The 26,840-nt window shown below is 53.5% G+C and carries 25 protein-coding genes; 21 read left to right on the plus strand and 4 right to left on the minus strand.

The genetic code is table 11. The annotated features are described in order from the left end of the window. The first annotated feature begins 32 nt into the window (after window positions 1-32). The 3 genes from purL to PN477_RS16555 all read left to right on the plus strand — a co-directional run bounded on the left by purL (window position 33) and on the right by PN477_RS16555 (window position 4,844). Window positions 33-2,336 (plus strand): phosphoribosylformylglycinamidine synthase subunit PurL, encoded by a 2,304-nt coding sequence (gene purL, locus PN477_RS16545; protein WP_272116809.1) that lies wholly within the window; start codon window positions 33-35, stop codon window positions 2,334-2,336. 193 nt (window positions 2,337-2,529) lie between these two features. Further along, on the plus strand, window positions 2,530-4,014 hold the full coding sequence (gene purF / locus PN477_RS16550) for an amidophosphoribosyltransferase (protein WP_272116811.1): 1,485 nt from the start codon (window positions 2,530-2,532) through the stop codon (window positions 4,012-4,014). 134 nt (window positions 4,015-4,148) lie between these two features. Beyond that, window positions 4,149-4,844 carry a DUF726 domain-containing protein gene (locus PN477_RS16555; protein ID WP_272116813.1) on the plus strand — a complete coding sequence of 232 codons (696 nt, stop codon included), beginning with the start codon at window positions 4,149-4,151 and terminating at the stop codon, window positions 4,842-4,844. 197 nt (window positions 4,845-5,041) lie between these two features. Here PN477_RS16555 and PN477_RS16560 read toward each other — a convergent pair whose 3' ends face one another. Both PN477_RS16560 and PN477_RS16565 read right to left on the minus strand, forming a co-directional pair. Then, a complete protein-coding gene (locus PN477_RS16560) occupies window positions 5,042-6,322 on the minus strand; it encodes a hypothetical protein (protein ID WP_272116815.1) in 1,281 nt (426 codons plus the stop codon). Window positions 6,323-6,546: 224 nt separating this feature from the next. Beyond that, window positions 6,547-7,743, minus strand: coding sequence for a Coenzyme F420 hydrogenase/dehydrogenase, beta subunit C-terminal domain (locus PN477_RS16565; RefSeq protein WP_272116817.1), 1,197 nt, complete (start codon window positions 7,741-7,743; stop codon window positions 6,547-6,549). Between the two features lie 212 nt (window positions 7,744-7,955). Here PN477_RS16565 and PN477_RS16570 point away from each other — a divergent pair, with 212 nt between their 5' ends. Next, window positions 7,956-8,165 carry a Nif11-like leader peptide family natural product precursor gene (locus PN477_RS16570; RefSeq protein WP_272116819.1) on the plus strand — a complete coding sequence of 70 codons (210 nt, stop codon included), beginning with the start codon at window positions 7,956-7,958 and terminating at the stop codon, window positions 8,163-8,165. Between the two features lie 212 nt (window positions 8,166-8,377). Here the strand turns inward: PN477_RS16570 and PN477_RS16575 are convergent, their stop codons facing one another. Further along, on the minus strand, window positions 8,378-8,647 hold the full coding sequence (locus PN477_RS16575) for a hypothetical protein (protein WP_272147466.1): 270 nt from the start codon (window positions 8,645-8,647) through the stop codon (window positions 8,378-8,380). A gap of 33 nt (window positions 8,648-8,680) precedes the next feature. Here PN477_RS16575 and PN477_RS16580 point away from each other — a divergent pair, with 33 nt between their 5' ends. Then, window positions 8,681-9,601, plus strand: a complete 921-nt coding sequence (locus tag PN477_RS16580; RefSeq protein WP_272116822.1) for an RluA family pseudouridine synthase — start codon at window positions 8,681-8,683, stop codon at window positions 9,599-9,601. A gap of 163 nt (window positions 9,602-9,764) precedes the next feature. Continuing rightward, window positions 9,765-10,529: a response regulator gene (locus tag PN477_RS16585; protein WP_272116824.1), complete on the plus strand. Its 765-nt coding sequence runs from the start codon at window positions 9,765-9,767 to the stop codon at window positions 10,527-10,529. Here the strand turns inward: PN477_RS16585 and PN477_RS16590 are convergent. Then, window positions 10,526-12,346: a CHASE domain-containing sensor histidine kinase gene (locus PN477_RS16590; RefSeq protein ID WP_272116826.1), complete on the minus strand. Its 1,821-nt coding sequence runs from the start codon at window positions 12,344-12,346 to the stop codon at window positions 10,526-10,528. The genes PN477_RS16585 and PN477_RS16590 overlap by 4 nt on opposite strands. A gap of 336 nt (window positions 12,347-12,682) precedes the next feature. On the opposite strand from PN477_RS16590, the gene PN477_RS16595 reads away from it, so the two are divergent. From PN477_RS16595 to PN477_RS16665, 15 genes are all read left to right on the plus strand, one after another. Then, complete coding sequence (locus PN477_RS16595; RefSeq protein WP_272116828.1) at window positions 12,683-14,362, plus strand: ABC transporter substrate-binding protein; 1,680 nt, start codon at window positions 12,683-12,685, stop codon at window positions 14,360-14,362. A 549-nt stretch (window positions 14,363-14,911) separates the two neighbouring features. Beyond that, window positions 14,912-15,934: an ABC transporter permease gene (locus tag PN477_RS16600; protein ID WP_272116830.1), complete on the plus strand. Its 1,023-nt coding sequence runs from the start codon at window positions 14,912-14,914 to the stop codon at window positions 15,932-15,934. 99 nt (window positions 15,935-16,033) lie between these two features. Further along, a complete protein-coding gene (locus tag PN477_RS16605) occupies window positions 16,034-16,879 on the plus strand; it encodes an ABC transporter permease (protein ID WP_272116832.1) in 846 nt (281 codons plus the stop codon). 194 nt (window positions 16,880-17,073) lie between these two features. Further along, on the plus strand, window positions 17,074-18,081 hold the full coding sequence (locus tag PN477_RS16610) for an ABC transporter ATP-binding protein (RefSeq protein ID WP_272116834.1): 1,008 nt from the start codon (window positions 17,074-17,076) through the stop codon (window positions 18,079-18,081). Next, entirely contained in the window at window positions 18,078-19,097 is a 1,020-nt protein-coding gene (locus tag PN477_RS16615; RefSeq protein WP_272116835.1) for an oligopeptide/dipeptide ABC transporter ATP-binding protein, read from the plus strand. The genes PN477_RS16610 and PN477_RS16615 overlap by 4 nt, the downstream gene beginning before the upstream one ends. Before the next feature lie 273 nt (window positions 19,098-19,370). Continuing rightward, the gene (locus PN477_RS16620) at window positions 19,371-19,628 is read left to right on the plus strand and encodes a hypothetical protein (RefSeq protein WP_272147468.1); all 258 of its coding nucleotides are present in this window, start codon (window positions 19,371-19,373) and stop codon (window positions 19,626-19,628) included. A gap of 279 nt (window positions 19,629-19,907) precedes the next feature. After that, the gene (gene cruF / locus PN477_RS16625) at window positions 19,908-20,840 is read left to right on the plus strand and encodes a gamma-carotene 1'-hydroxylase CruF (RefSeq protein WP_272116839.1); all 933 of its coding nucleotides are present in this window, start codon (window positions 19,908-19,910) and stop codon (window positions 20,838-20,840) included. 387 nt (window positions 20,841-21,227) lie between these two features. Beyond that, window positions 21,228-22,967, plus strand: a complete 1,740-nt coding sequence (locus PN477_RS16630; RefSeq protein WP_272116841.1) for a phage tail sheath family protein — start codon at window positions 21,228-21,230, stop codon at window positions 22,965-22,967. A 113-nt stretch (window positions 22,968-23,080) separates the two neighbouring features. Further along, window positions 23,081-23,554: a phage tail protein gene (locus tag PN477_RS16635; RefSeq protein ID WP_072619320.1), complete on the plus strand. Its 474-nt coding sequence runs from the start codon at window positions 23,081-23,083 to the stop codon at window positions 23,552-23,554. A gap of 91 nt (window positions 23,555-23,645) precedes the next feature. After that, window positions 23,646-24,119, plus strand: a complete 474-nt coding sequence (locus tag PN477_RS16640; RefSeq protein WP_272116844.1) for a phage tail protein — start codon at window positions 23,646-23,648, stop codon at window positions 24,117-24,119. 89 nt (window positions 24,120-24,208) lie between these two features. After that, the gene (locus PN477_RS16645; RefSeq protein WP_272116846.1) at window positions 24,209-24,718 is read left to right on the plus strand and encodes a phage tail protein; all 510 of its coding nucleotides are present in this window, start codon (window positions 24,209-24,211) and stop codon (window positions 24,716-24,718) included. A 108-nt stretch (window positions 24,719-24,826) separates the two neighbouring features. Next, window positions 24,827-25,126: a phage tail assembly protein gene (locus tag PN477_RS16650; RefSeq protein WP_272116848.1), complete on the plus strand. Its 300-nt coding sequence runs from the start codon at window positions 24,827-24,829 to the stop codon at window positions 25,124-25,126. A gap of 11 nt (window positions 25,127-25,137) precedes the next feature. Beyond that, complete coding sequence (locus PN477_RS16655) at window positions 25,138-25,458, plus strand: phage tail assembly protein (RefSeq protein WP_272116850.1); 321 nt, start codon at window positions 25,138-25,140, stop codon at window positions 25,456-25,458. 8 nt (window positions 25,459-25,466) lie between these two features. Next, the gene (locus PN477_RS16660; RefSeq protein WP_272116852.1) at window positions 25,467-25,595 is read left to right on the plus strand and encodes a DUF6760 family protein; all 129 of its coding nucleotides are present in this window, start codon (window positions 25,467-25,469) and stop codon (window positions 25,593-25,595) included. A gap of 21 nt (window positions 25,596-25,616) precedes the next feature. Continuing rightward, window positions 25,617-26,705: a hypothetical protein gene (locus PN477_RS16665; protein ID WP_272116854.1), complete on the plus strand. Its 1,089-nt coding sequence runs from the start codon at window positions 25,617-25,619 to the stop codon at window positions 26,703-26,705. Window positions 26,706-26,840: the final 135 nt, after the last annotated feature.

Consider the following 26,840-nt stretch of genomic DNA (forward strand, 5'->3'; position numbering starts at 1 on the left):
AACAGTGATCCGTTATGCCGCTTTGCCGTCCTATGTTCACCCCTGCTGAAATTGCCGCCGAAGGTCTCAAACCCTCCGAATACGAAGAGATTGTCCAGCGTCTCGGTCGCCATCCCAACAAGGCCGAACTGGGAATGTTTGGGGTGATGTGGAGTGAACATTGTTGTTATAAAAATTCGCGATCGCTGCTGTCGCAATTTCCGACCACAGGGCCGCAGGTGCTGGTGGGGCCGGGGGAAAATGCCGGGGTGGTGGATTTGGGCGACGGGTTGCGCTTGGCGTTTAAGATTGAGTCCCATAATCATCCCAGTGCGATCGAGCCGTTCCAAGGGGCGGCGACCGGGGTGGGGGGGATTCTGCGGGATATTTTCACCATGGGCGCACGTCCGATCGCAATCCTCAATTCTCTCCGGTTTGGCTCCCTCGACAGTCCCCGCACCCGCCGGATTTTTAGCGGTGTTGTCGAAGGAATTGCCCATTACGGGAATTGTGTGGGCGTGCCGACGGTGGGGGGTGAGATTTATTTTGACCCGGCCTATAGTGGCAATCCCTTGGTGAATGCGATGGCGTTGGGGGTGATGGAGACCGATGCGATCGTCAAGTCGGGGGCGGCTGGGGTGGGGAATCCGGTGTTGTATGTGGGGTCAACGACGGGGCGCGATGGCATGGGGGGCGCGAGTTTTGCCAGTGCGGAATTGAGTGATGCGTCGATGGACGATCGCCCCGCTGTGCAGGTGGGTGATCCCTTTTTAGAAAAATCCTTGATTGAAGCCTGTTTGGAAGCGTTTAAAACCGGGGCGGTAGTGGCGGCCCAGGATATGGGGGCGGCTGGGATTACCTGTTCAACTTCGGAAATGGCGGCCAATGGCGGCGTGGGGGTGGAATTAGACCTCGATCGCATTCCGGCCCGTGAACCGGGGATGGTTCCCTATGAATACCTCCTCTCGGAATCCCAGGAGCGGATGCTGTTTGTGGCCCAAAAGGGGCGTGAACAGGAATTAATCGATATTTTTGAGCGGTGGGGTCTGCATGGGGTGGTGGCGGGTCAGGTGATCGAAGAGCCGATCGTGCGGATTTTCCATCAGGGCAGCATCGCGGCGGAAATTCCCGCCACCGCCCTCGCCGACAACACCCCGATCTATCACCACGAACTGATCAGCGAACCGCCGGACTATGCGAAAACGGCCTGGGCTTGGACGGTGGATCAATTGCCGGACTGCACCCATGAGGGGATTGAGATCAACGGGGAGATGATGGGCTGGAATGAGGTGCTGATGCGGTTGTTGGCAGTGCCGTCTTTGGCCTCGAAGCATTGGGTGTATCAGCAGTATGACCACCAAGTGCAAAATAATACGGTGATCCTGCCGGGGGGGGCGGATGCGGCGGTGGTGCGGTTGCGATCGCAACTCCACAGCGAACCCACCCGGCGCGGCGTGGCGGCTACCACGGACTGCAACCCCCGCTACGTTTACCTCAACCCCTACGAAGGCGCAAAGGCTGCCGTCGCCGAAGCGGCCCGGAATCTAAGCTGTGTGGGGGCGGAACCTTTGGCGATTACCAATAATCTCAACTTTGGCAGCCCGGAAAAACCAACGGGCTATTGGCAACTGGCCCACGCCTGCCGGGGGATTGCCGAGGCCTGCCGCGAACTCAATACCCCCGTCACGGGCGGCAATGTCTCCCTCTATAACGAAACCTTCGACAGCAATGGCAAGCCCACCGCCATCTATCCCACCCCCGTAATCGGCATGGTGGGGCGCGTCGATGATGTGACCCAGGTGTGCGGCCAAGGCTGGAAACATGAGGGCGATCGCATCTATCTCTTGGGGTCCCAAGCCCCGCGCACCCTCGGTGGTTCCGAATACCTTGCCACCATCCATCACACCGTTGCCGGCCAGCCCCCCGTCGTAGACTTTGAGCGAGAGCGGGCCGTGCAGGCCGCCTGTCGAGACGGGATTCGGCGCGGCTGGGTGCGATCGGCCCATGACTGCGCTGAAGGGGGCCTCGTGGTGGCGTTGGCGGAATGTTGTATTAGTGGGCATTTTGGGGCGGTGATGCGCCTGGAACATCCGGTACAGCGTTGGGATGAATTTCTGTTTGGGGAAGCAGCAGGGCAAATTTTGGTGTCGGTGCAGGCCTCGAAACATGAAGAATGGGAAGAGTTTTTGCGATCGCGCCTCGACCAAAATTGGAGCATGATCGGCCTCGTTACCCTCGCCACCTTGCAAATTCTCACCCCGGATAACACCTATGCTTTAGCGATTCCGATCCAACGGTTGCGCGATCGCTGGCTCAATTCAATCCAGTCGTATTTCACTCCTGCTGCTGCCGAATAGCCAACCCCCTCCGTACATTCGCCCATTGTCTTCCCCCCCCGGCTTAAGAGAAGATTAAGACCTGTTAAGGTTACAATCAATCAGCGTACCGTTACCCTCAACAAAATTAGGGCGGCGATCGTTGTTGAAAATTCTCACCCCTCACGCTGCGACTCTCAGTTTTTTGGCACATTCAAGGAGCAACACCACCATCATGTTTCCCCACCCCTCTGATGCTATTGATGAGCAACAGTCCCTCATCGCCTCCCCCGAACACCCCGACAAGATGGAAGAAGCCTGCGGGGTATTTGGGGTGTATGTTCCCGGCGAAGCGGCGGCCAAACTCGCCTACTTCGGACTCTATGCATTGCAACATCGGGGCCAAGAATCCGCCGGCATCGCCGCCTTCGACGGGGAAACCCTCTCCTGCTACAAACACATGGGGCTGGTGTCGCAAGTCTTCAACGAAGACATCCTTGACGATCTCAAAGGCGATCTCGCCATTGGCCACACCCGCTACTCCACCACCGGATCAAGCCTGGTGGTCAATGCCCAACCCGCCGTTGTGGAAACGCGCCTCGGCAGTTTAGCCCTCGCCCACAATGGCAACCTGGTCAACACCGCCGAACTCCGCGCCGAACTGACCCGCCGCAATTGTGAATTTATCACCACCACCGATTCGGAAATGATTGCATTAGCGATCGCCGACGAAGTCAACCAAGGCAAAACCTGGCTTGATGCCGCGATCAGCGCCTTCAAACTCTGCCAAGGAGCCTACAGCCTCGTGATCGGCACACCTCACGGCTTCATGGGCGTGCGCGACCCCAACGGCATTCGCCCCCTCGTGATCGGCATCCTCCCCGGCAGCCCCAACCGCTACGTCCTCGCCTCCGAAACCTGCGGCCTAGACATCATCGGCGCAGAATACCTGCGGGATGTCGAACCCGGCGAACTCGTCTGGATCAACAACGAAGGCCTCGCCTCCTTCCATTGGGCCGCCAAACCAGAGCGCAAACTCTGCGTTTTCGAGATGATCTACTTCTCCCGCCCCGATAGCCTCGTTCACGATGAAACCATCTACAGCTATCGCAAACGCCTCGGCCAACAACTCGCCCGCGAAACCCACACCGAAGCCGACTTTGTGATCGCCGTGCCCGACTCCGGGGTTCCGGCTGCGATCGGCTATGCCGAAACCTCCAAAATCCCCTACGCCGAAGCCCTGATCAAAAACCGCTACGTGGGACGCACCTTCATCCAACCCACCCAAGTCATGCGCGAAGCCGGGATTCGGATGAAACTCAACCCCCTCAAAGATGTCCTCGTCGGCAAACGGGTGATCATCGTTGATGACTCCATCGTGCGGGGAACCACGAGCCGGAAACTAGTGAAAGCCCTCCGCGATGCAGGCGCGATCGAAGTCCACATGAAAATTTCCTCCCCCCCCGTCACCCATCCCTGCTTCTACGGCCTCGACACCGACACCCAAGACCAACTGATCGCCGCCACCAAATCCGTCGAAGAAATCGAGGCTCATATTGGCGTGGATAGTCTCGCCTACCTCAGTTGGGACGGAATGCTAAGGATGACCAACGACGAACCCGATCATTTCTGTTCGGCCTGCTTCACGGGCAACTATCCCATCGACATCCCCGACAACGTCAAACGCGCCAAGCTCATCCTCGAAGAAGCCAAAGCATAACCCTTTCCCCCCAATCCCCTCCTCCTCATGACTTGGCTCTGCCAAGTCATGCCCAGCGGAGGCTCTGCCTCCCATCTTCAGCGTAATTGAAGCTCCCCGCGCTAAACTGAAATCAATAAATATCCCAAGGAATCATGCAAAAGCCTTATCTTCAACGCATTGTCAATGGTAAAGACAAAGCTATGATTTTCCTGAATGGATATCAGATGAAATATGAAAACAATAGTGCGCTTTGGGCTGATAAACTCCGTCAGGCAAACTGGCATGGTGCAATTTATCAATTGTGGTGGGATTCAGGTAGTTATTATGGCATGAAAAATATGTCACCTTTGGGGAATATTCCTATTCTCAACTCCAAGTATATCCATCTATATCCTCACTGGCAAGTCATTCTGAAGAGAGCTAAAAACACTGGATTAACCTATTTTTCTTCACTTATTTCTTGTATTCCAGAAACTCAAATCTCACTAATTGGTTATTCATTAGGCTGTCGTGTTATTCATTATGGAATGCTCAATTATAAGCCAGATTCAAAAATACACTCTCTTGAAAATATATATTTGTTGGCTGGAGCAATTCGGACGATAAAATGGGATGAGATTGCAGATAAAATTAGTGGTAAAGTGCATAATTTTTACAATAAAAAAGACTTTGTTTTACGAGACTATTTTAGTATCAAAGGTACTTATGTATACAAACCTTGTGGTCTTTCTCCTATCCAATCACAACATCACGGCATTAGAAATGTAAATATCACTAATATTGTCAATACTCAAAAACATGAATTGCTCATTTCTTTGAACACACTCGCAAAATCAAATTATTGGTAATTTGAGCAATAAATTACCTGCCAATCTAGCCCACCTGTTTAGAGGGAACCTCGAAAAATACAGATTTCGAGCTAGATCGCAATGAATCCTCGCTGTTTCAGCCCTCAAGGATCGTAAAAAGTTTAATTAATAGAGGTTCCCTGGGGAGCATGTTTAATTCTTAATAAAAATTGACCGAGACGTTTTTAAAAATAAATTTATCTCATGCCAAACTCGGATTGAATTTTTCCAACGGCATTACACAAACCTTGACCATGGATTAATCCAACATACCCAAAGAATTGAGTAACTCCACTGCGGTCAGCAACAAGCACATGATGCACTTGAACAAGATTCTTCGTTAGCGTGATAGAACCACAATGATCTTTAAGATCAAAGCGATTGACAACTTCATCAGTAAAGTCTAGCTGTTGTGATACTTTTCGTCGAAAGTCGCTTTTGATTTTGGTCATGCCTGGCACTTGATTTAGACGAGCAATGACATTGTTTAAAGTATTTTGAGCAATCTCTGAAGCATTGTATGGGTGCATCATAATTGCAATTCGGCGGGCAACTGTAGGATCTTTGTAATAGCTCATGTGTGCAGTCGGTGTGCTAACAATGCCAGGTAATAGGCTGAGACTTTCCCGAAAAATTACGGAATTTTCAAAGTAGTTCAATTGTCCAGAAGATTGACTAAAAATGTCAGTTAATATCTCAGTTGCATCCTTTAGATCATCATTTTTACTGATCAAAAACTGTAAATTGTTACTTTTGACGAAATTCTCGATACTCTGTTTAGAGTAATTAAAATTCCCAGTAAAAACATCTTCAAAGGTTATTAGTCTAGAATCAACTCCTTGGAGGAGAGGACTAAGCGGATAGGCAATAAGGTCAGAGGCATGAACAAAATTTAGCCAAATAATCGGCTGACCAAGCCTTGTATAATTACACAGATTATCTCTAATGTCTGTTGGCGTTGTCCCAAATGTCATATTGATGAAAGCAACAGGTGATCCCATGGTCACAATTCCTTGCAAAGAAATGTGTTTACTTAGTATTGTTTGGATATCCCATGCTGGATCACTCGGTTTAAATCGTTTTGAAAATAATACATCCCAGAGAATGACCGTACCAAAGGATTGAGTAACAAAATAAATCTCGCGTACATTTGAATATGTTTTCAGAGCTTGCTTGATTTGGTCGCAAATCATCTTACGAATTTGTTGCCCTGTGTCATCGTTCATGTAATTTAATGAATCACCCATGAATCTAGATAGTGGGCCTCGTCGTGCTTCCTGATATTTAAGGCTTGGGTGATCAATGTGTGAGGATACTGCGTCAGATCCACCTGACCAGTGACCCCAAAAACCTTTGTGTATGTAGGGTGATTCTTGATTTCGCTCATTCAGAGCCTTCTTGATTAACCGAGGCAGAGGCTCGCCATAATCTGAGTTACGGACTGCGACACCATGGATAAAAAAGATTAATTTCGCCATCAGTATATTTCTCTGCATTAATCACGAACGTTGGCCCGTTAAATTTTAATCCAAGGACTAGCCGCAAAACAGTTTCCCCGTGATTAGGCTTTGCCGAATCGTGGGTGTATGGCAGCTCTGCTTCCGGGATATTCGCAGCAGGGCTGCGTGTTGCTCATCCCGCAGCAGAACGAGAGTGAACAGGCTGCGGCTGAAGGGTTGGGGGGAGAGGGTGGGGGGTGCAATTAATCAGGGAGTTTGTATTGGGCGACGATGCGCTGGGCGAAGTCGGGGACGTGGTCGGCGAGTTTGTCGGGATGGTTGCGTTTGACGTAGAGATAGTTGCGGGTGAAGTGGGAATCGATGGAAAAGCGGGCGTATTCTAAGCCCTTGGGGCCGATGCGTTCGATCACTACGCCCATGAGTTGGGCGGCCCACATTGGGAGCGTTACGCCTTGGTCGTAGGCGGGGATGCTTTGTTGGACAGCGTTTTTACGATCGCCCTTCGACATCACATCCTGGGTTTCAATTTGATCCTGAATTAAATCCAGCATTTCCTGGCCCGTATCATTGCGTACCACAATCCACTGCCACCCAAAGGGCGCACCCATATACCCCACGACGAGATCCGCCAACCCATTCACATAGTCAAAACAACTCATACAAGAGGGCGCAAACACATCTTTGAGTTTGTTGGTTTTCAGACCGAAAAAAGGCACGGTTTCCGTCGTGCCGTCGGAATGTTTAAAATGCACCCGAAAATCCTGCATAAACTCGTAATGGACAACGGTTTCGGGCGATCGGCTGGTGGTGTCGAGGAATTTTTGTAGCCCCTCCCGCGTCACGTTATCGACGCAGGGTGTCCCCAAAACGTAGAGTTTTTCGAGGCCCAATTGTTGCTCAACGGCCCGCAGGGCTTGGATTTGGCAGCCCACCCCAATCACCAAGAGCCGCTTTAACCCCGATTGCTCGATTTGTTCTAATACCGACAAATTCGGGGAGAGGGTGGGTTTATTCACACGGGCGGCGAGGACTTCGGCGGGGGTGCGGGCGATGACGGGCATGGGTTGGAAGCGATCGCTCTCCGTATTTTGCACACAGACCACGCCCTCTACGAGGTTGCGCGTCAACATTTCACAGGCGATCGTGCTGACGATCCCCGTCCATTGTGCGCCCTCGATCGGTTCCGTTTTCCGGGCCGCCATCATCTGCTGATGCACGCCGAAATACAGTTCGTCGGGGTTATCGAGGTCACGACTGCGGGCATGGGCGGCGGCTTCTAACGCTGCCATCTGTTGGTTGAGAAAGGCGCAGGCCTCTTTAACATAGTGGACATAGTAGGTGTCGCAGAGACCGCACTCACTACAGAGTTCTTTGGCGGGGCGACGGCTGCCGGGTTTGAGGGCTTTGGCTTTTTTGTGGGGGGCGATCGACGCAGTCATAAGCTCGCGGGTAAGGGGGAGGACTCGAAGGGACTCAAGGTTAAATTTTGTCAGATTCTGGCCGGGGAGGGGGGGATTTTATGAACGAATGTGACGAAGGCGTTACTGTTTGTGAGGGAATTTGCGGTTAATTCGGGGGGTTTGCTAGCCTGTGGGGGAGTTTTGTCTGTTGGATGGATAGGCTCACGATACAGTTTTAGGATCTTCAACATATGGCTAAGACGGAAGTAAAACGCCTATTCCAAGCGGCTCAACAGGATCAGAGTTTGCGCGATCGCCTCAATACCGCTGTGAATCCGGAAGCGTTTGCGGCTATGGCTCAGGAACTGGGCTACGATTTTTCGGTACAGGAATGGGAAGAAGTCACCCGCTTTTCCGTCGAAGAGCTAGAAAGTCACGTTTCAGAAATTCCCGGCGCTTAATTGCAAAGGTCTCATTGATATTTAAGGCCGTAGTGAGCGAGAAGCTTTCGGGCCGTAGCGAGCTAGAAGCTCGCACCACAGAAGCACAATGTAGGGGGAGTGTGAGCCTCTGGCTCACTCACACCCATAAAAAATGGGGGGCGATCGCAAACTTAGTAGTGTGAGCCTCTGGCTCACTCATACACCCTAAAAAATGGGGTGCGATCGCAAACTTAGCGCAGCGTTACGTTGAGCGTCAGGTTACTCATGCCCCACACATCAAAGAATTGATCAAATAAGACTTGGCTGGCTGCGGTCATGCTGCCATCTTCGCCCACGGGGCCGCCTTGAACGTGGCGGCCGCCGTCGGTTTGGAGATCGAGCCGCCATGCCCCATCCTCGATCGGGGTGAGGATGAGTTGCCCTCTGGCGAGGACTTGTCCGGCTCGGCTAATAATGGCGCAACGCATGAAGGTTCTAGAATTGAGACTGTTGTTCATCATACCAGCGATGCTTCGGGTGTTTGGGGGGATGGGGTGTTAAATCAGGGCTGGGTGTATCACGATCGCATTCGGGCGGCCCATTCGGGTCAAACGGTGCTGGGGTTCTATACCCAGGTGTATCCCCACTGGAGCCGGGAACAGTGGCGCGATCGCATCTTGGCCGGTCAAATGCGCCTCAATGGTCAGCCGATCGCACCCGATACCGTCCTGATCGCCGGGCAAACCCTGAGCTACCATCGCCCCCCGTGGCAGGAACCTGATGCGCCGCTGAATTTTGAAATTTTGCAGCGCGATCGCGCTTTCTTCCTCGTTCATAAACCGTCGGGTCTGCCCGTACTGCCGGGGGGCGGTTTTTTGACCCATACCCTGCTCCATCAGTTGAAACAGATCGAGCCAGAGATCGCACCGATCCATCGCCTCGGACGGGGCACATCGGGGATTATGCTCTGGGCGCGGACAGCGGCGGCACGGGTGGAGTTAAATCGGCAAATGCGCGATCGCACGATCACGAAAACCTATCGCGCCCTCGTCTCCCACTGGTCACACCCCGATCACCTCACGATCACCGATGCGATCGGCAAACTCCCTCACCCCACCCTTGGCACAATCCACGCAGCAACCCCAGCGGGGAAACCCTCGGAAAGTCGGGTGCAGGTGGTCGCCCGTCGCGAGGATGGGGTGTTGCTCGATGTGACGATTCCCACAGGTCGCCCCCACCAAATCCGCATCCATCTGGCCGCGGTGGGGCATCCCCTCGCGGGTGATCCCCTCTACGCGCCCGGCGGTGTGCCGATTTTGACCCATCATCCCGACACCGGAACCTATCCCGTCCCCGGCGATTGCGGCTATCATCTCCACGCCCACCGCCTCACCTTTGCCCATCCAGAAACGGGAGAAGCGATCGCCACCCATTGCCCCCCGCCGCCCTGCCTGAGTGCAACCACAGACCCTTGAAAAAATCATCTCGATCCTCACGATCTCTTCAGGATTGCAGTCGTTTGCAAAGATCCACGCGCAAACTGTCAAACATGGACAACTTGAGGCATTTTACCCGCGTAAACTGTTTGAGATCAGGCTGATGTTTCCGATCACCATGGGATTGTTGAGATCCTGGAGAGTGAACCGATCGGCGGGACTGAAGCCCCTGTGCAACGGCGATCCAGGTGCGATCGCAGCACACCATCCCGATCCCCACACAACCATGCACCTCCTACTCGCAGAAGACGATCAACAACTCGCCGCCTCCCTCGTGGAAATTCTCGCCACCCAACGCTACTGCATTGATGTGGTCAACGATGGTGAACAGGCTTGGCATTCGGTACAGTCCAGCCAATATGACCTGCTGCTGCTGGACTTGACCTTACCCAAACTTGATGGCCTGAGCCTTTGCCGCCGTCTCCGGGCTTCCGGCTACCAATTCCCGATCATGATGCTGACGGCACGAGACACCACCGAGGATAAAATTCTGGGATTGGATGCGGGGGCGGATGTGTATATGGTGAAGCCCTTCGCGGTGCAGGAAGTGCAGGCGCAGTTGCGGGCCTTGTTGCGGCGGGGTCTTGCGCCGTTGCCGCCGAGTTTAGCCTGGGGGGCAGTGAGTTTAAACCCGCAGACCTACGAGGTGCATTACCGCGATCGCCCCATTCACCTCACCCCCAAAGAATTCGCCATCCTCGACCTGCTCCTGCGCCACCGTCCTCAGGTGGTGAATCGCGATCGCCTCCGCCATAGCCTCTGGTCTGTCACTGACTACCCCAGCGATGCCACGATCAAAGTCCATATTAAAAGCCTGCGTCAAAAACTTAGGGCCGCCGGTGCGCCCCGCGATTGGCTCCAAACCGTCCACGGCGTGGGCTATCGCCTCAACTCTACCCCCCCCTAAGCCGCCAAGGGCAACGTAATCCGCACGATCGTGCCTTGATTCGGCACACTGTCGAGAGCGATCGCCCCTTGATGAAGATCCACACAGGTTTTCACCACCGCCAACCCCAACCCCGTACCGAGGATCATCTCTGCATTACTGCCCCGATAGAACGGCTCAAACACCCGCGCTTGTTCCGATTCACTCATCCCCATGCCCTGGTCTTGCACCACAATTTGTAATTCTTCAGAATAGCCGGTAATCACCAGACTAATCACGGGGTCAGCGGGGGAATATTTAATCGCATTACTGAGCAAATTCATCAAGATCCATTTCACCAACTTCGGATCAATAAACACGTGATCATAGGGGTAATAGTTATGGTAAGAGATACGATTTTGAGAGTCGAAATCATGATCCACATCTGCCAGAATTGCTTGACAAAAGGAATTCAAATCAACAATTTTCGGATGAAAGGCTAAATGCCCCGCTTCAGCTCGTGAGAGCATTAAAATATCTTCAAGGATTTGACTCATGTAGCGGGCCACGGACTGAATCCGTTGATAAATACTGAGCCGTTTACGGTCGGATAATTCCGGGGCATGGGTGATCAGAAATTGACTGGAAATCAAAATCGTACTGAGGGGATTGCGAAATTCATGGGAGGTCATGGAAAAAAACTTGAGTTTGGCCTCACCCATGGCGCGGGTTTGCTTGAGTTGCGTGTCCCAATGCCACCCCAATAACCCGACGATCGCAGTCAACAAAAGCCCAATGATGAAGGTGGCTCCCAGGGCCCAGGGTGTGGTGGGGGGGTAGGTGGGGGCGGGGAAAAAGTGTAGTTGCCATTGACGCTGACCGACGGCGAGGGACTGGGTGCAGGGCTGGGGGCAGAGGTAGGCGGATTCTGGTAGGGAGGGAAGGCTGTGGCTGGGGGTGCTGTTGAAGCGTTGGGTTTCGGCGTGATAGAAGCCCAGGGCCTGGGGAAGGGTGGCAGCGGTGCGATCGCGAATCACCACATCAATGGGAATCTGCAACGATCGCCAGGCTTCTTCGACGAGATCATTGACCTGAAACACGCCGAGCAAGACCCCGCCCGGCTCCTGCGGCACTGGCAAAAAAACCAGAAACCCCCATTGATTTTCAGGCTCTTGGACGAGGCGAATCGGGGCGGTGGCGGTGAGTTTACCCGTGCGGCGGGATTGTTGGAGGGCTTGCGATCGCACCCGATCGGAGAGCAAATCAAACCCCAAGGCCACCTCATTCCCCGGCCAGGGTTCAATGTAGGTGACCGGAAAATATTCCGGCCGTTGACCCGCCGGAATCAGTCGCCCCGCCCCGTTTTGCTCCGTGATCTGCGTTGCCCCCAACCCTTGGGCTTGTAACTCGCCCTCGTAGGCGGTGCGATCGCGCTCCAACACCTGCGGAGCCCACTCCAACGCCTGAATCCCAGGGTAGGAGGTCGTGACACGCTGCACAAACTGGCTAAACTCCATTGCCGTCACCTCCGGGCCCGAGGCGGCATAGAAATCCCCCAAAGCCAGCAACGTTTCCGTGTATTGATTTAAACGGCCAGCGAGGGCAATGGTTAAATTTAGCGTCTGACGCTCAAACTCCAGTTGACGTAGCGATCGCTCCCAACGCCCCACCCACCAACTCGCGCCCCCCGACACCACCACCCCCACCACCCCAATCACCAGCAGCAACCAAGGGCGCGATCGGTGTCGTGTCCCCCCCGAACGCACCGCTCCCCCCCCAAGACGTTGATTGATTGGGAATCGATTGTTCCCACCCATGCGGGTAGCCAAAAACTTGAGCCAATGGTCGTGTTGATTCATGCTTAGAAACTGATTCGAGCACAGTTATTGAATACCTTAAGCCTCAATCATGGCTGAACCAACGCAGAGTCTTAAAACTGCCATAATGTGACGCATCACATCCAAACAAGACATTGAAACCTTAACGCCGTTCAGAAATGGTGATCTTTCATACTGAACACTCCCAACATCCTTTTAAAAAATTATCAAGCGGAGATCTACCCGAAATCTTTACCAAGATTACCCAAAATACTTTACATCTTTTTGGTAATCTACCAATCAATAAGTTTATGGTTACGAACAATAAAAGTCTAAAAATTGTAGCCATTTTAACAATTCATTGATCAATAATCCACAATGAAACGACGCGATTTACTCAAGACCGGCACTGCATTTTCCCTCGGACTTTCCCTTGCTGCCACCCTCAAAGGTTGCACCCCAAATGCTACCGATAGCGCCGACACCCCCTCAGATTCCAGCACCGACAGCGGCGACAAGATCGTCTTAACCATCGTCCAAGGGGGAGGCTTTCCCAACAGTCTTGATCTCCATCGTCCCGGCACCAACCGCCCCGCCTACGGGATTTCCTGGAGCATTTACGATCGCCTCATGACCTTCGGAACCAAAACCCTCGACGACGGCACGATCTCCTACGACTACACCGAACTCAAGCCCGAACTCGCCGAATCCTGGGAAATCGCTGAAGATGGGATGTCTGTTACCTTTACCCTCCGTTCTGATGCGGTGTTTCATGACGGAACCCCCGTCACCGCCAATGATGTGAAATGGTCCTTTGATCGCGCTGTGAGCATCGGTGGATTTCCCACCTTTCAAATGAAAGCCGGAGCCTTAGAAAATCCCGAACAATTCAGCGTCGTTGATGATCAAACCTTTAAAATCGACTTCCTGCGCCCGGATAAATTAACCATGATTGATTTGGCCGTCCCCATCCCGGTCATTCTCAATTCCGAACTCGTTAAGCAACATCTCACCGACGAAGACCCCTGGGGCGCGGAATGGGTAAACAATAACGACGCGGGCAGTGGAGCCTATCAAATCGCTACGTTTGAACCGGGTGAGCGGCTCACGTTAGAACGGTTTGAAGATTGGAAATCGGGCCCCCTCCCGGCGATCGCAGAAGTGATTATTTTAGATGTGCCAGAATCGGGTAATCGTCGGGCCTTGTTAGAACGGGGCGATATTGATATTAACTTTGAGGTGTCCGAAAAAGACACCGAGGAACTCACCGAAACCGGCGATTTCACCATCGTTTCAACCCCCATTGAAAACTGTGTCTATTCCATCGATATGCACAGCAATCCAGAGTTAGGCGGTGAACCGAATCCCTTTGGGGATGTGAAGGTGCGACGAGCGATCGCCTACGCCATCCCCTACGAGGAAATCATGCAAACCGCCTTCTACGGCCAAGCCATTCCCCTCTACGGTGCAGAATCTGAAACGGTAACAGACACCGCCTGGCCCCAACCCAGCCCCTACAACACCGACATGGAGCAAGCCAAAACCCTCCTCGCGGAATCCAGCTACCCCGACGGCTTTAGCACCACCCTCGCCTTCGACCTTGGCACTCAAGAATGGGCCGAACCCCTCTGTGTTCTTGTTCAAGAATCCCTCGCGGAACTCGGCATTACCGTCACCCTTGAAAAAGTCCCCACCGCTAATTTCCGCAGCGTATTAACCGAGAAAACTCGCCCAATGATCGTCAATAACTTTGGCGGTTGGTTGAATTATCCAGACTATTTCTTCTTCTATGCCTACCATGGTCAAGATGCCACATTTAACGGTAGTTCCTATAAAAATTCTGAGATGGATGCGCTGATTGAAACAGCCTTAGAATCCGAACCAGGGGATGCAGAATATGAACAAGCAGTGAAAGATTTCATCACCTTAGCCTGGGAAGAAATGCCCCGGATTCCGATTGTGCAACCCACCCTATCCGTAGCGATGCAAACCAATGTCGAAGGCTATCAATATTGGTTCCATCGTCAACTGGATTTCCGCCAACTCACAAAGGCTTAACGATAGTCAATAATTTATCGCCCTCACCCCAAACCCCTCTCCAAAAGAGGGCGGGGGGCTTCGGGATATAGCCGATGGATTGAGAAAGCACTATCCCACCATCAAAGAGTAGATACCCTGGTTGACTGACTTGATAGCCCTCACCCCCGACCCCTCTCCCAGAGGGCGAGGGGAGCCGATCCATTTTTCCAGTTCCCTCTCCCCTAGAGCTACTGCTTATACACAACGTTCTAAGGTTGACCTCGCCTGCGTTTAATCCCCCTCTGTCGTCAAGGCAGCGAGCTAGAAGCTCGCACTACAGAGGATTCTATACAAGGTAGTGTGAGCCTCTGGCTCACTCATATCCCCTCCAGATTCGTAACGTGGGTTATGTATAAGCAGTAGCCCCTAGAGAGAGGGCTAGGGTGAGGGCTTTCCGGGATCTGGCTAATCATCGTGACAGATTAGCGATCGCTCAACCCGATCATTAATGGGCAATATCTACTGGATAAAATGACTCATTTTGCTCGTTGCATGATTCGTGATTGTTTCCCATTTCCTTAGAAGATCATGGCCCAACAGTCTAAACTGCGCTTTATTATTCAACGCTTACTAGCTGCGATTCCGAGCATTATCGGGGTTGTGGTGGTGACGTTTATTTTGACCCGCGCCCTCCCGGGTGATCCAGCCGTATTTTTCGCCGGGCCTTCCGCCACCCAAGAAGCGATCGATCAAGTTCGTGCCAGTCTGGGCCTCGATCAAAGCCTACCAATCCAGTTTTTGCGCTATATCCAAGACCTGCTCAAAGGCGATTTTGGCGAATCGATCACCACAGGGCAAACGGTTTTATATGACCTCACCACGCGCCTCCCGGCTTCTTTGGAATTAACGATCGCTGCCTTGATTTTCGCCCTCGCGATCGCGCTTCCCCTCGGTATCGTTGCCGCCCTTTATCCCAACTCCAAATGGGATCACCTGATTCGCTTTTTAATGACCGCTGGGGTTTCATTGCCCACCTTTTTCACCGGGCTATTTCTCCTCTATGTCTTCTACTATCGTCTTAACATCGCCCCCGCCCCCACCGGACGTTTAGATCTTCTCACCTCTCCCCCGGATCGAATCACCGGCTTATTCTTAATTGATAGCCTCGTGACAGGGGATTTTGAGGTATTTATTCAGGCATTTTGCCAATTAGTCATGCCTGCCATTACCCTCGGAATTTTTGCCCTTGCCCCCGTCGCACGGGTGACGCGAGCCTCCATGTTAGCGGTGCTTAGTAGTGATTACATTCGTACCGCCCGCAGCCACGGATTAGCCCCGCTCAAAATTCTGTGGAGCTATGCGTTTCGCAATGCGTTGTTATCAATTTTGACGACGATGGGGGTGGTGTTTTCGTTTCTGTTGGGGTCGAATGTTTTAGTGGAAAAAGTGTTCGCTTGGCCGGGGATTGGTTCCTATGCGGTGGAGGCATTGATTAGTTCAGACTATGCAGCAGTGCAAGGCTTTGTCTTAACGATGGCGTTGCTTTATATCGTGCTGAATTTAAGCATTGATATTATCTACGGCATGATTGATCCGCGAGCAGGTCAGTGATGATCCTCGCCTCACCTAACAAGGGGCTTAAGCCCCTTGCCCGTTGCAAATTTCGAGACCGTTGAGCGGCTAATTTTAGAGCCGAGGAAGAGTAGAAACATGACACTTTCATTACGTCATACACGCTATGTGATTGGAGAAAATGCGATTACCTTTGGGGCATTTCTCCTATTTTTAGGGTTCGTGTTGTTGGCAATTTTCGGCGATGCGATCGCACCCTACGACCCCCTCGCCAGTAATGCCAGTTTGGCCCTCAATCCCCCCTCGGCCCAACATTGGTTTGGTACTGATGCCCTGGGGCGCGATATTTTGAGCCGGGTTTTAGTGGCGACGCGGTTAGATTTGGGGATTGCGATCGCAGCGGTGGCGGCTTCATTTGTGGCGGGGAGTGCCTTGGGGGTTTTGGCGGGATATTGGGGGGGCTGGGTGGATGCGATCGCCGGTCGTGTGATTGACACGATTATGGCGTTTCCGCTGTTCGTCTTGGCGATGGGGATTATGGCCGCCCTCGGAAATTCCGTGGAGAATATTATCTACGCCACGGCAATTATTAACCTACCCCTCTATGCGCGGGTGATTCGTTCGGAAGTCTTGGTAATTAAAACAGCGGGCTATATTGAAGCCGCTAAATTATCCGGCAATACGGATGTTCAAATCATGCTGCGCTATCTCTTCCCCAATGCCTTACCCGTGATGATGGTGCATATTTCCCTCAATATGGGCTGGGCCATTCTCAATGCGGCAGGTCTTTCCTTTATTGGCTTAGGGGTGCAACCCCCAACCCCAGAATGGGGAATCATGGTAGCTGAAGGAGCGACTTATATTATTTCGGGGGAATGGTGGCTGGCGATGTTTCCCGGCTTAATGTTGATGATCGCGGTGCTTTGTTTTAACCTCCTCGGTGATGGATTACGCGATTTGGTTGATCCTCGTAAACGAACTTAAAAAATAGGGTAGGCACTGCCTAATCATTTGAGTTTTATAGCGATCCTAAATCAATCGGAAATCTTATCTCCTCATCAACAATGGGACTTAAGCCCATTGCCTGTTCATGAATCAAATAGGATTGCTATAGGATGGTGGGTAATGCCCACTCTACGAATTAGAATTACTGTTAGTTTTGGGGTTAATGAATAACCATGACTGTTGCAAGCATTCCTAAAACACAATTATTAAACATTGAAAATCTAGCCGTTGAATTTCGCACCCGTTCTGGGATTGTGAAAGCTCTCGATCAGGTGAGTTTTTCGGTGGCGGCGGGGGAAACCGTGGGTTTGGTCGGAGAAAGTGGGTCGGGTAAGTCGGTGCTGTCCTTGGCGATTTTGGGGATTTTGGATGCGGCGGCGCAGATTACGGCGGGAACGATCGCCTTTGAAGGGGATAACCTCCTGACGATGCCGCGATCGCAACTTCGCGCTAAACGCGGCACGGGCATCGCGATGATCTTCCAAAATCCCCGCGTGGCCCTGAATCCCATCCGCCGCATCGGTCAACAGTTGCGGGATGTGTTGATCGCCCATGGCGGCCTCACGAAAGCCCAATGTCAAACGCGGGCGCTGGAACTGCTGACCCAGGTGCGCATTCCTGACCCCCACCAACGGATTAACGCCTATCCCTACGAACTGTCGGGGGGGATGTGTCAGCGGGTGATGATTGCCCTGGCGTTGGCGGGGCGGCCCAAGGTGTTGATCGCCGATGAGCCGACGACGGGGCTAGATGTAACTACTCAGGCGGCGGTGATGGAGTTAATCCGCGACCTGGGGCGGGAGGGACAAATGGGAACGATTTTGATTACCCATGATTTGGATTTGGCGGCGCAATATTGCGATCGCATCCTCGTCATGCACGCCGGGCATATTGTCGAAACCGCCCCGACGCGGTTGATCTTGACCCAACCCCGTCACCCCTACACCGCCAAACTCCTGGCCGCCACCCCCGACCCCCATAAACGCCTTGACGAACTCACCCCGATCGCGGGACATCTCCCGGATTTGCGGGGCACATTACCGCCCTGTCGGTTTCAGTCGCGGTGCGATCGCGCCATTCCCGACTGCGATCGCGCTCCCTTAAAACGACAAGCGATCGCCCCCGATCACACTGTCGCCTGTTGGCATCCCTTACCCCTATCGTCTGGAGTTGAATCATGATCAGCCTTGACCCGCCCCCCCTGCTCAGCGTCGATCACCTGCGCAAATATTTCCCCACGGCCCGCCGTTCCTTCCTCAACCGGGATGCAGCCCCCCGCCTCCTCCATGCCGTGGATGATGTGTCCTTTACCCTCGAAGCCGGGGAAAGTGTGGGACTCGTCGGGGAATCGGGTTGCGGTAAATCGACGCTGGTACGGTTGTTAACCCGTTTGCTTGACCCGACGAGCGGCGAGATTCGCTTTGAGGGGCGCGAAATTGGCGCGATCGCGGCTCCCAAATTTGCGCGGCATCCGTTGCGATCGCAATTACAACTGGTATTCCAAGACCCCCACGACAGCCTCAACCCCCGCCATACCGCCTTCGACAGCATCGCCGCCCCCCTCAAACAGTTGGGCGGGTTTCAAGCCTCGCCCCTCCTCACCGCCCGCATTGAAGAATTAGCCGAATTGGTGGGACTTCCCGCCGCCCTGCTGTCCCGCTTTCCCCACCAACTGTCCGGCGGCCAAAAAGCACGGGTGGGCATTGCGCGAGCGATCGCCCTCCATCCCAAACTGTTAATCCTCGATGAACCCACCTCCGCCCTAGATGTCTCGGTGCAGGCGGTGATTTTGCATCTGTTACAGGATCTCCAAGCGCGGTTAGGGATGAGTTATCTGTTTGTGTCCCATGATTTAAATGTGGTGCGGCTCTTGTGCGATCGCATTATTGTCATGTACTTGGGGCAAATCATCGAAATGGGCCCCACGGATGCTATTTTTGACAACCCCCGCCACCCCTACACCCAAGCCCTGATCGCCGCCATCCCCGACCCCGGCACACCGCCCCAACCCCTCCAACTCCAAGGCGAACCCCGCAGCCCCATCGACCCCGACCCCCAGGTCTGCCGCCTCTACGGCCGCTGTCCCCACGGAGTCGAAGCCTGCACCACCACCACCCCCCACCTCGAACCCATGGGCCCCGACCATGTGGCCGCCTGTCACCGCGCCGATGTGCTCAACCCGGCTCAATTGCGATAAAGCGATCGCCCTCATTCCCGGATTGCTTCGGTATGGTTAAGGGTGAGGGTGAACCTCCACCCTTAACCATTTTCCCTAGCGCGATGATGCAGGTGGAGATCCACAACGACGGCCCCGTGACCCTCTGACTCGAACGGGATGCGGCGACAGCCTAACGATCTCTCTATTCGCACCCCAAAATCTCAACAAACTCCGTAAAATCACGAGGGTTGACCCAGAAGCCGATACAATAAAACGGGTTTTCCAATGCAGCGAGTTGAGGGGACATTCAGCTTGAAAATGCGCCGAGTCGCTTGGGTGCAGCGAATATTAGCATTCCTCTACTTACTTTTAATGGTGTGGGGCTTGGGTGTTGGGACATTGGCTTGGATTGTTCGCGATGGCCTAGGCCCGGTTCCGGTTGCCTCCCAAGGCCGGGATGCCCTGGAGAATTTTTTCTTCACCTTTTCCTGGGGGCCGGTGATGTTTATCCTCTGTGGTGCGATCGCCCTCCTCTACTGGTATCTCACGGAGCTTCAACGGGCCGAATAGCCCCCCTCGTCCCCATCAGCACCCCTTCTGCTTCACCAACAGGGGCGAATCCTGACCCCGCCACCGCCTTCAAATCCCCAATTTTCGTGAGCAGCTCCAAACTTCATCCCGCAAAAGGTGGAAGTTAAATGTGTAGAGATGTAAACTATTCATTAAAAATAAGTTAAACCCTACACAGTTCAACGCGCACCCTTTCGCGTTTACTGTACAAAACAGCGGGCGGGAAACATCCGTAAGCTCGCACCACAACTACACTAAGGTTCTAGAGGTCTGAATTGGATGAAACAGCTTGCTATTGCAGAGCGTTCTTTGCTCGCCGGTCATATTCTATCGATGGTGTTTGGCTTGGCAGGACTGCTGCTCGTCTTGCCGAACGCCGAACTGATTGCGAATCTTCCTGAAATAGGGAAAACCGTTTTTCAATGGTCAATGGCGGGCGGGGGTGTCGCATACATGCTGTTGGGAACCGCTGCCGTTGCCATCTATGTCTTCCGGACTATCGGAACCCGTCAAGGTCTTACGTTTATGCTGCCAGCGGTGTTTCTGTCCTTGGGGAGTGAACTCCTCGGCACGAGCACCGGCTTTCCCTTTGGCCATTACCGCTACCTGAGTGGCCTGGGGTATAAAGTGGCGGGCTTGGTTCCCTTTACCATTCCTCTGTCGTGGTTCTACCTCGGCATTTCAGCCTATCTCTTAGCCCGTGTGGGGTTAGAATCTCGGTTTCAGTGGTCGGCGTGGCTGCGGTTGCCGATCGCGATCGCCCTCGGTGCGCTCCTCCTCACCTCCTGGGATTTCGTCCTCGATCCCGCCATGAGTCAAACCAATGTTCCCTTCTGGATTTGGGAACAACCCGGCGCGTTCTTTGGCATGCCCTATCAAAACTTTGTGGGCTGGATGGGAACCGGCATCGTCTTCATGTCCGTCGCTACCCTACTGTGGCCCAAGCAACCCCTCGCCCTTTCGCGCCAGCAACTGGTGTTCCCCCTTGTGGTGTATCTCAGTAACCTGGCATTCTCCACGGTGATGAGCCTGGGGGCTGGGTTTGTGGTTCCGGTGTTGTTGGGCATGGTAACGGGTGTGATTCCAGCGATCGCCCTCTATTGGATGGCCCGCACCCCCGAAGCTGCGATCGAGCAAACCCTCGCTAACACCATGCGCGAAACCGCCGTCGTCACCCCCCCCGCCACCCTCCCCGTTGTTTCGACAAAATAGCCTCAAACCGTTAATCGATCCAACAGGTGGGATGTCTTCTGACTCAGAGGACATCCCACATTTTATTTGCCGTTAAGCACCATCGTTGCATGCGATCGCACCAGGGCGGGAAACCGAACGCGATCGCCCCCATCACGCCTTAACCTTTCGTTACCTTTAGGGCGGTTTTCCCAACATTTAGACCAAAGTCTAATAACCCTCATCGCCATTTATCGGTACGCTGAAATCCGAAGCTTCTCCTTCCAACCTTAGATTGACTCATCAGCAGCTTGTCAGGGTGGAAGACAGTAGCCCCTGATTGGCTTGAACTCAAACCAACCATCCACCTCAGCGCATTGATGTGCATGCCTTGAAACATCGCTAATTCCAGACGGAGGATAGCCCCCTATGGCCTTGGACTATTTTGCACCCGGTGTCTACGTCGAAGAAGTAGACCGTGGCAGTCGCCCTATTGAAGGGGTCAGCATGAGTGTTGCGGGCTTCATTGGGTACACCGAAGACGTTCGCGGTGACGCGGAACTCTTCAAGCCCATGATGATCACCAACTTCGATCAATATCTAGAATATTTCGGCAAACCCGGCTCGGACGGCTTCACTGAATTCAAAAAAGCCGCCGACGACGGCAGCGAAGAAACCTACTATCCCTACCTTCCCTTTGCAGTTCAGGGATGGTTTCTCAATGGTGGCGGTCGCTGCTGGATCACCAGCATCGGCACTAAACTGCCGGGCACACCTGCCCCCCCACCCGAAGAAGTATCCACCCCCGTCATGACCGCCGGGGGGAAACCCTCCCTCGCCTTTAATGTTGCCACCAGTGAAGAAGATGGGGCTGCGTTGGCTCCCGCTGGCAGCGAAGACGCTCGCCTGCGGGTGGTGATCACAGAAAGCACCCCGAAACCCCCGGAATCCGAGGATGACGAACCGCCCATTGATGACGGTCAATTCTTCCAACTCAGGGTTGTTCTGGGCGAAACCGTCCTCGAAGAGTACGACCACCTGAGCATGAATCCTGAGGTGGAAACCGCTGTGGCAGACTATGCGGTAACAGCGATCGCCGACTCCGAATACGTCACGATCAACGACATTTCCGTCAGTGGTCAAGCCCTCTCCCGCCGCCCCGCCAACGGCGTTTTTGAAATCGCACCACCCCCCTACATCTCCCCCGTCAACAACGCCACCCGTGACATCACCGGGAACCGTAACGACAAAACCGGGATGCAGGGCATTTTCGAGGTGGATGAGGTCGCCATGATCGCCTTCCCCGACCTGATGCTACTGTTCCAAGCCGGAATTTTAGACTTGGATCAAGTGCATGGCGTGATGGAATTGATGGTGAGCCTCTGTGAAAACTCCTTCCCAGGGCCGCCCTACCGGATGGCTGTGATCGATCCGCCGCCGATTAAACCCGGCAAGAGCAATGATCCAGTAGCCCCCGAAACCCAAAAACCCCAGGATGTGGACGCTTGGCTCACCAGCTTTAACCGTCGCTCCATGTTTGGCGCTCTCTACTATCCCTGGATTAAAGTCGCCAACCCCGCGAATGCCGGTCGTCCTCTGATGGTTCCCCCCTCCGGGCACATGATGGGCGTTTGGTGTCGCGTCGATGGCACACGCGGCATCTTCAAGGCTCCCGCCAATGAAACCCCCCGTGGTGTTCTTGGTCTCGCCTACGAAACCAACACCCGCGAGCAAGAACTGCTCAACCCGAAAGGCATCAACTGTATTCGGAACTTCGCCAACTACAACCGAGGCTACCTGATTTGGGGCGCACGGACGTTGGTAGACCCGACGAATATTCAATGGCGGTATATCAGTGTGCGCCGGTTGATGAGCTATGTTGAAAAGTCCATTGAGATTGGGACGCAGTGGGTCGTTTTTGAACCGAACGATGCCGATCTGTGGTCACGGGTGACGCGGACTGTCAGCAACTTCCTCGAAGGGTTGTGGCGTGCGGGTGCGCTCCAGGGTGGTTCACCGGGTGAATCATTCTATGTGAAGTGCGATGCTGAACTGAACACCCACGAAACCATGATGATGGGTCGGCTGTATGTCGAAGTGGGGGTCTGTCCTGTCCGCCCGGCTGAATTTGTGATCTTCCGGGTCAGTCAGTGGGCACCGGGAGCGTAATTGATCACACTGGGAGCCGTTGATGATTCGATGGCTTCCAGTTTCCTTGGCTCGCGTGATGGGCTGGGGTCCGATGAAATAGTATGCGGGTTCGTGTTTAGCAGGAGGCTGTAATGGCAGAGTTGAATCCAATTCCAACAAGTCGATTTTATTTAGAGTTTGATGGTCTTACTGAAAAGTTTGTGGCCAGTGTGGCGGAGTTTTCCTTTGAGGGGAAAACCACCGGCCATGAAAAGCCGTTAGCCTCAACGAAGGACGGCAAAACCCTTTGGCAAAGTACCTCCGCCGGGTTTACGGATAACCCAGATTTTGCGGTGGAAACCTATCTCGTCGAAGGGGATATGGATTGGTATAACTGGATGAAGTCCACGATGCCGAAGAGTGAAGGGGGGGATGGCAAGTGGAAGGAAAGCCGCAAAGCCGGAACCCTAACCGCCTACAACAGTATGGATGAGGCGGTGATGGAGTGGAAAATCGTCAATGCTTGGGTGAAGAGCTACAGCGTTTCGGATTTTTCGGCGGATGGGGCTGAATTTGTCAAAGAAACGTTTGAGATCGTCTGTGAAGATGTGAACCGGACGAAGTAAATCGGGATTGATGGGGCGCGATCGCACCGCGATCCCCCATTCATCTCACCCCTATCACTTTTAATTTGGACAGCTTACTGGGAGCAAGATTATGGCAAGCGGAGAGCTTCTAGCCAACTCGAAATTTTACATCACGATTGACGGCTACGATGAACTGATCATCAAAAGCGTCAGCGGTTTAAGCATTACCCTAGAGGTCGCCGGCTCGGATTCATCCTACGGGGTCACCAAAGACGGCAAAAGTGTCGTCCAAGCCACCGTCACCGGGGTCAGCAACTCCAACATCACGGTCGTTTTTGTCGGCACCGCCGACGATCGCCGCCTCTTCGACTGGTGGGATGCCTCCCACTCACGGGAAATCACCGGGGGCGGTTCCGGCAGCAAAGGGGAACGCAAAACCGCCAGTGTCACCCTCTTCAACCAAGGGGGAGAATCGGCCGCACAGTGGGACATGACCGGGGTGTTTCCCGTTAAATACACCGGCACCCAATTTAGCCCTGACAGCACCGACCTCTACACCGAAACCATCGAATTTGCTTACGAAAACTTGCATCGGATCAAGTAAGCAAACCTGAATCGCAGATCAGGAGGAGGGGGCAACCGGATTGACCCCTCCCATTCGTGTTTTAAACCCCTCTAGGGGAGGTTAAGGAGATGGCCAAAAAAAAGAAAAAAACGGGAGAATTGCCCGAAATTCTCAGTAACAGCAAGTTTTACGTGGAATTATCCCTCGACGACAGCGAAGAAATCGATGCCTTTTTCATGGAATGCAGCGGGATGAATCGCTCGCTCGACGTGATTGAACTCGCAGAAGTCACCCCGAATAAATGGGGAAAAGGCGGCAAAGGAACCTACGGACGGATTCGCCGCACCAAACTCCCCGGCAATGTGAACAGCAGCAACATCACCTTAAAGCGGGGACTGTGTAACTCCACCACGATTTGGGATTGGTTCACGGCGGTGGCGGTGGGTCGATGGTTTGAAAAATTCCGCGATGGGGATATCACAATCTACGACCAAGGCCATATTGAACAGGCCCGCTTTCGGTTTACAGGGGCGTGGCCCAGCAGTTACACCATCGGGGACTTGGCGGCTGGGGGCAGCGAGTTGGAAATTGAAGAAGTGGAATTAGTGGTGGCTCAGTTTTATCGAGTCAGTAACTAAAACGTGGGAAAACGCCATCAGATTGAGTGCCGCTACTGGGTTGGGCCGCACGGTCTCGTAAGATAGGAATTCCCATTGATTAATCCTGCATAACATTCGACAAGCATTATGATTCAAACCGAGTTTGAATTTACCCTTCCCAAGGGATATCTAGACCCTGAGGGTAATTTGCATCGTACTGGGGTGATGCGTTTGGCGCGGGCGATGGATGAGATTGTGCCGATGCGCGATCCACGGGTGAAGGGTAACCCCGCCTACGCAACAGTGATTATTCTGTCACGGGTGATTATTCGTCTCGGAGCTTTAGAAGACATTAGCCCCAGTGTGATTGAAGATTTTTTTGCGGCGGATTTGAACTATCTGCAAACGTTTTATCGCCAGATTAATGAACTTGAAGACGAAGCGTAGGATAGGGGTTGATGATGCAACGTGAATTTGAATTCACCCTCCCTAAGGGCTGGCTGACACCGGATGGGGAACTGCTGCGTTCTGGGCTGTTGCGATTGACGACGGGGCAGGATGAGTTAGTGGCGCAGGCGGATCGTCGTGTGCTTGATGATCCGAATTATGTCTCGTTAGTTTTGTTGTCGCAGGTGATGACTCGCTTGGGCCATTGGACGCAGATCACACCGGAGCATCTAGAGACGCTGTTTTTGCGGGATGTTTATTATTTGCAGTCGGTGTACAGGTTGATTAACCAAGATGATCCGGGTGAGGTGATGCCGGTGGGGGAATTGTAGGCTACCCCTTGGCGCAGCTTTATCAAGAGGTAGCCTATATTGCCCTGCATTTTCACTGGTCACGGGATGAGATTTTGGCGTTGGATCATCGGGAGCGGCGGCTGTGGGTGGCGGAAATTAGTGCGTTGTTGGCATGAGCAGAGGTAGGTCGTGTTGCGATGACTCAGAATGATTTAGTGGCGGCGGCGCGACGGGGTGAACCGGATGCGATCGCATCTCTGCTCAATCGCCAACTCCGCACCAAAGGCATGACCGTGCGCGTCACGGCCCAGGGCGAACAGATCACGATTCTCGTTGAAGCAGTAACGCCACCGCCCCAAGCCCCCCTGGTTAACTATCTACGCCATGCCTTTACACAATTAGCCGCCCCGACGATCCACCGCCTCCGCATTTGTGGCACGCAACAGGGAGCCGCAACCATCTCTTGGACTACTGAACTGGAGCTAACCCCGCCCTCTCCCCCGCCCTTGGAGGAGATCCCCTCACCGCCATCGGAACCCCTCCCCCCACCCCCTAAGCCGTCCGACTATCCATCCCCGCCCCGTCCCGATTCGCCATCACCGCCCTTAGATCCCTTACCACCGCCGCAACCCCCCACCTCTGTACCCACCGCATCCGATCCCCCCTCGCCTTCCGGCGCAAAAACACCCCGGCTGTTGGGGGAATGGTTTTTGGTGTCCGGTGGGGCGGGGTTGGTGGCGGTGGTGGTGCATTATGGGCTGGGCGCGATTTTAGGGGGTTTACCGGGGGCGATCGCACCCTGGCTCGTGGATGCAGTAACCGGCCTCGTGTTGGGCATTGCCCAAAGCTATGTTTTGACGCGCTATCTCGAAAAATCCCATTGGTGGGCGGTGACCTATCTGGTGCTGCCCATATTGGCGCTGGTTCCCACCTTGATTGCGATTTTGGGGGTTTGGGGCCTGCAAGCGTGGATTTTAGGAACCCGGGTGCGGCGATCCTATGGGTGGATTTTGGGCAATATGGCGATGGTGGTGGTGTTTGCGGGGGTGGCGATCGCCGGCATTATTCTGCTGCGGGCGTTAGTTTTTGTCCTGAGTTTTGCCACGGTGTTTTTATATTGGCTGGCGGGGATGATTCTCGCGGCCTTGATGCTGTTGATTCAAGGGGCAATTTTAGAACGACTGTTCTATGGTGTGCCGGAGCGATCGCGCCCTGACCCGGATCAATACCTCCAGCACCTTTGCGATCACATTCAGGAAGACTTGCAACGCCTCATCGCTCGTTGACACTCCCACCGTTAAATCAAAGATTATAACGGGGGATTCTTGCTTCATTGGGTTTGTCTAGTCTCAAGTCATCTCTGTCTTGAAACCCCGTCCAGATTCCCCTCCACAAGCATCTGTTTAACGTCCACTGAATGT

Source organism: Spirulina subsalsa CS-330, from assembly GCF_028330765.1.
In the GTDB taxonomy this organism is placed as follows: Bacteria; Cyanobacteriota; Cyanobacteriia; order Cyanobacteriales; family Spirulinaceae; genus Spirulina; species Spirulina subsalsa_A.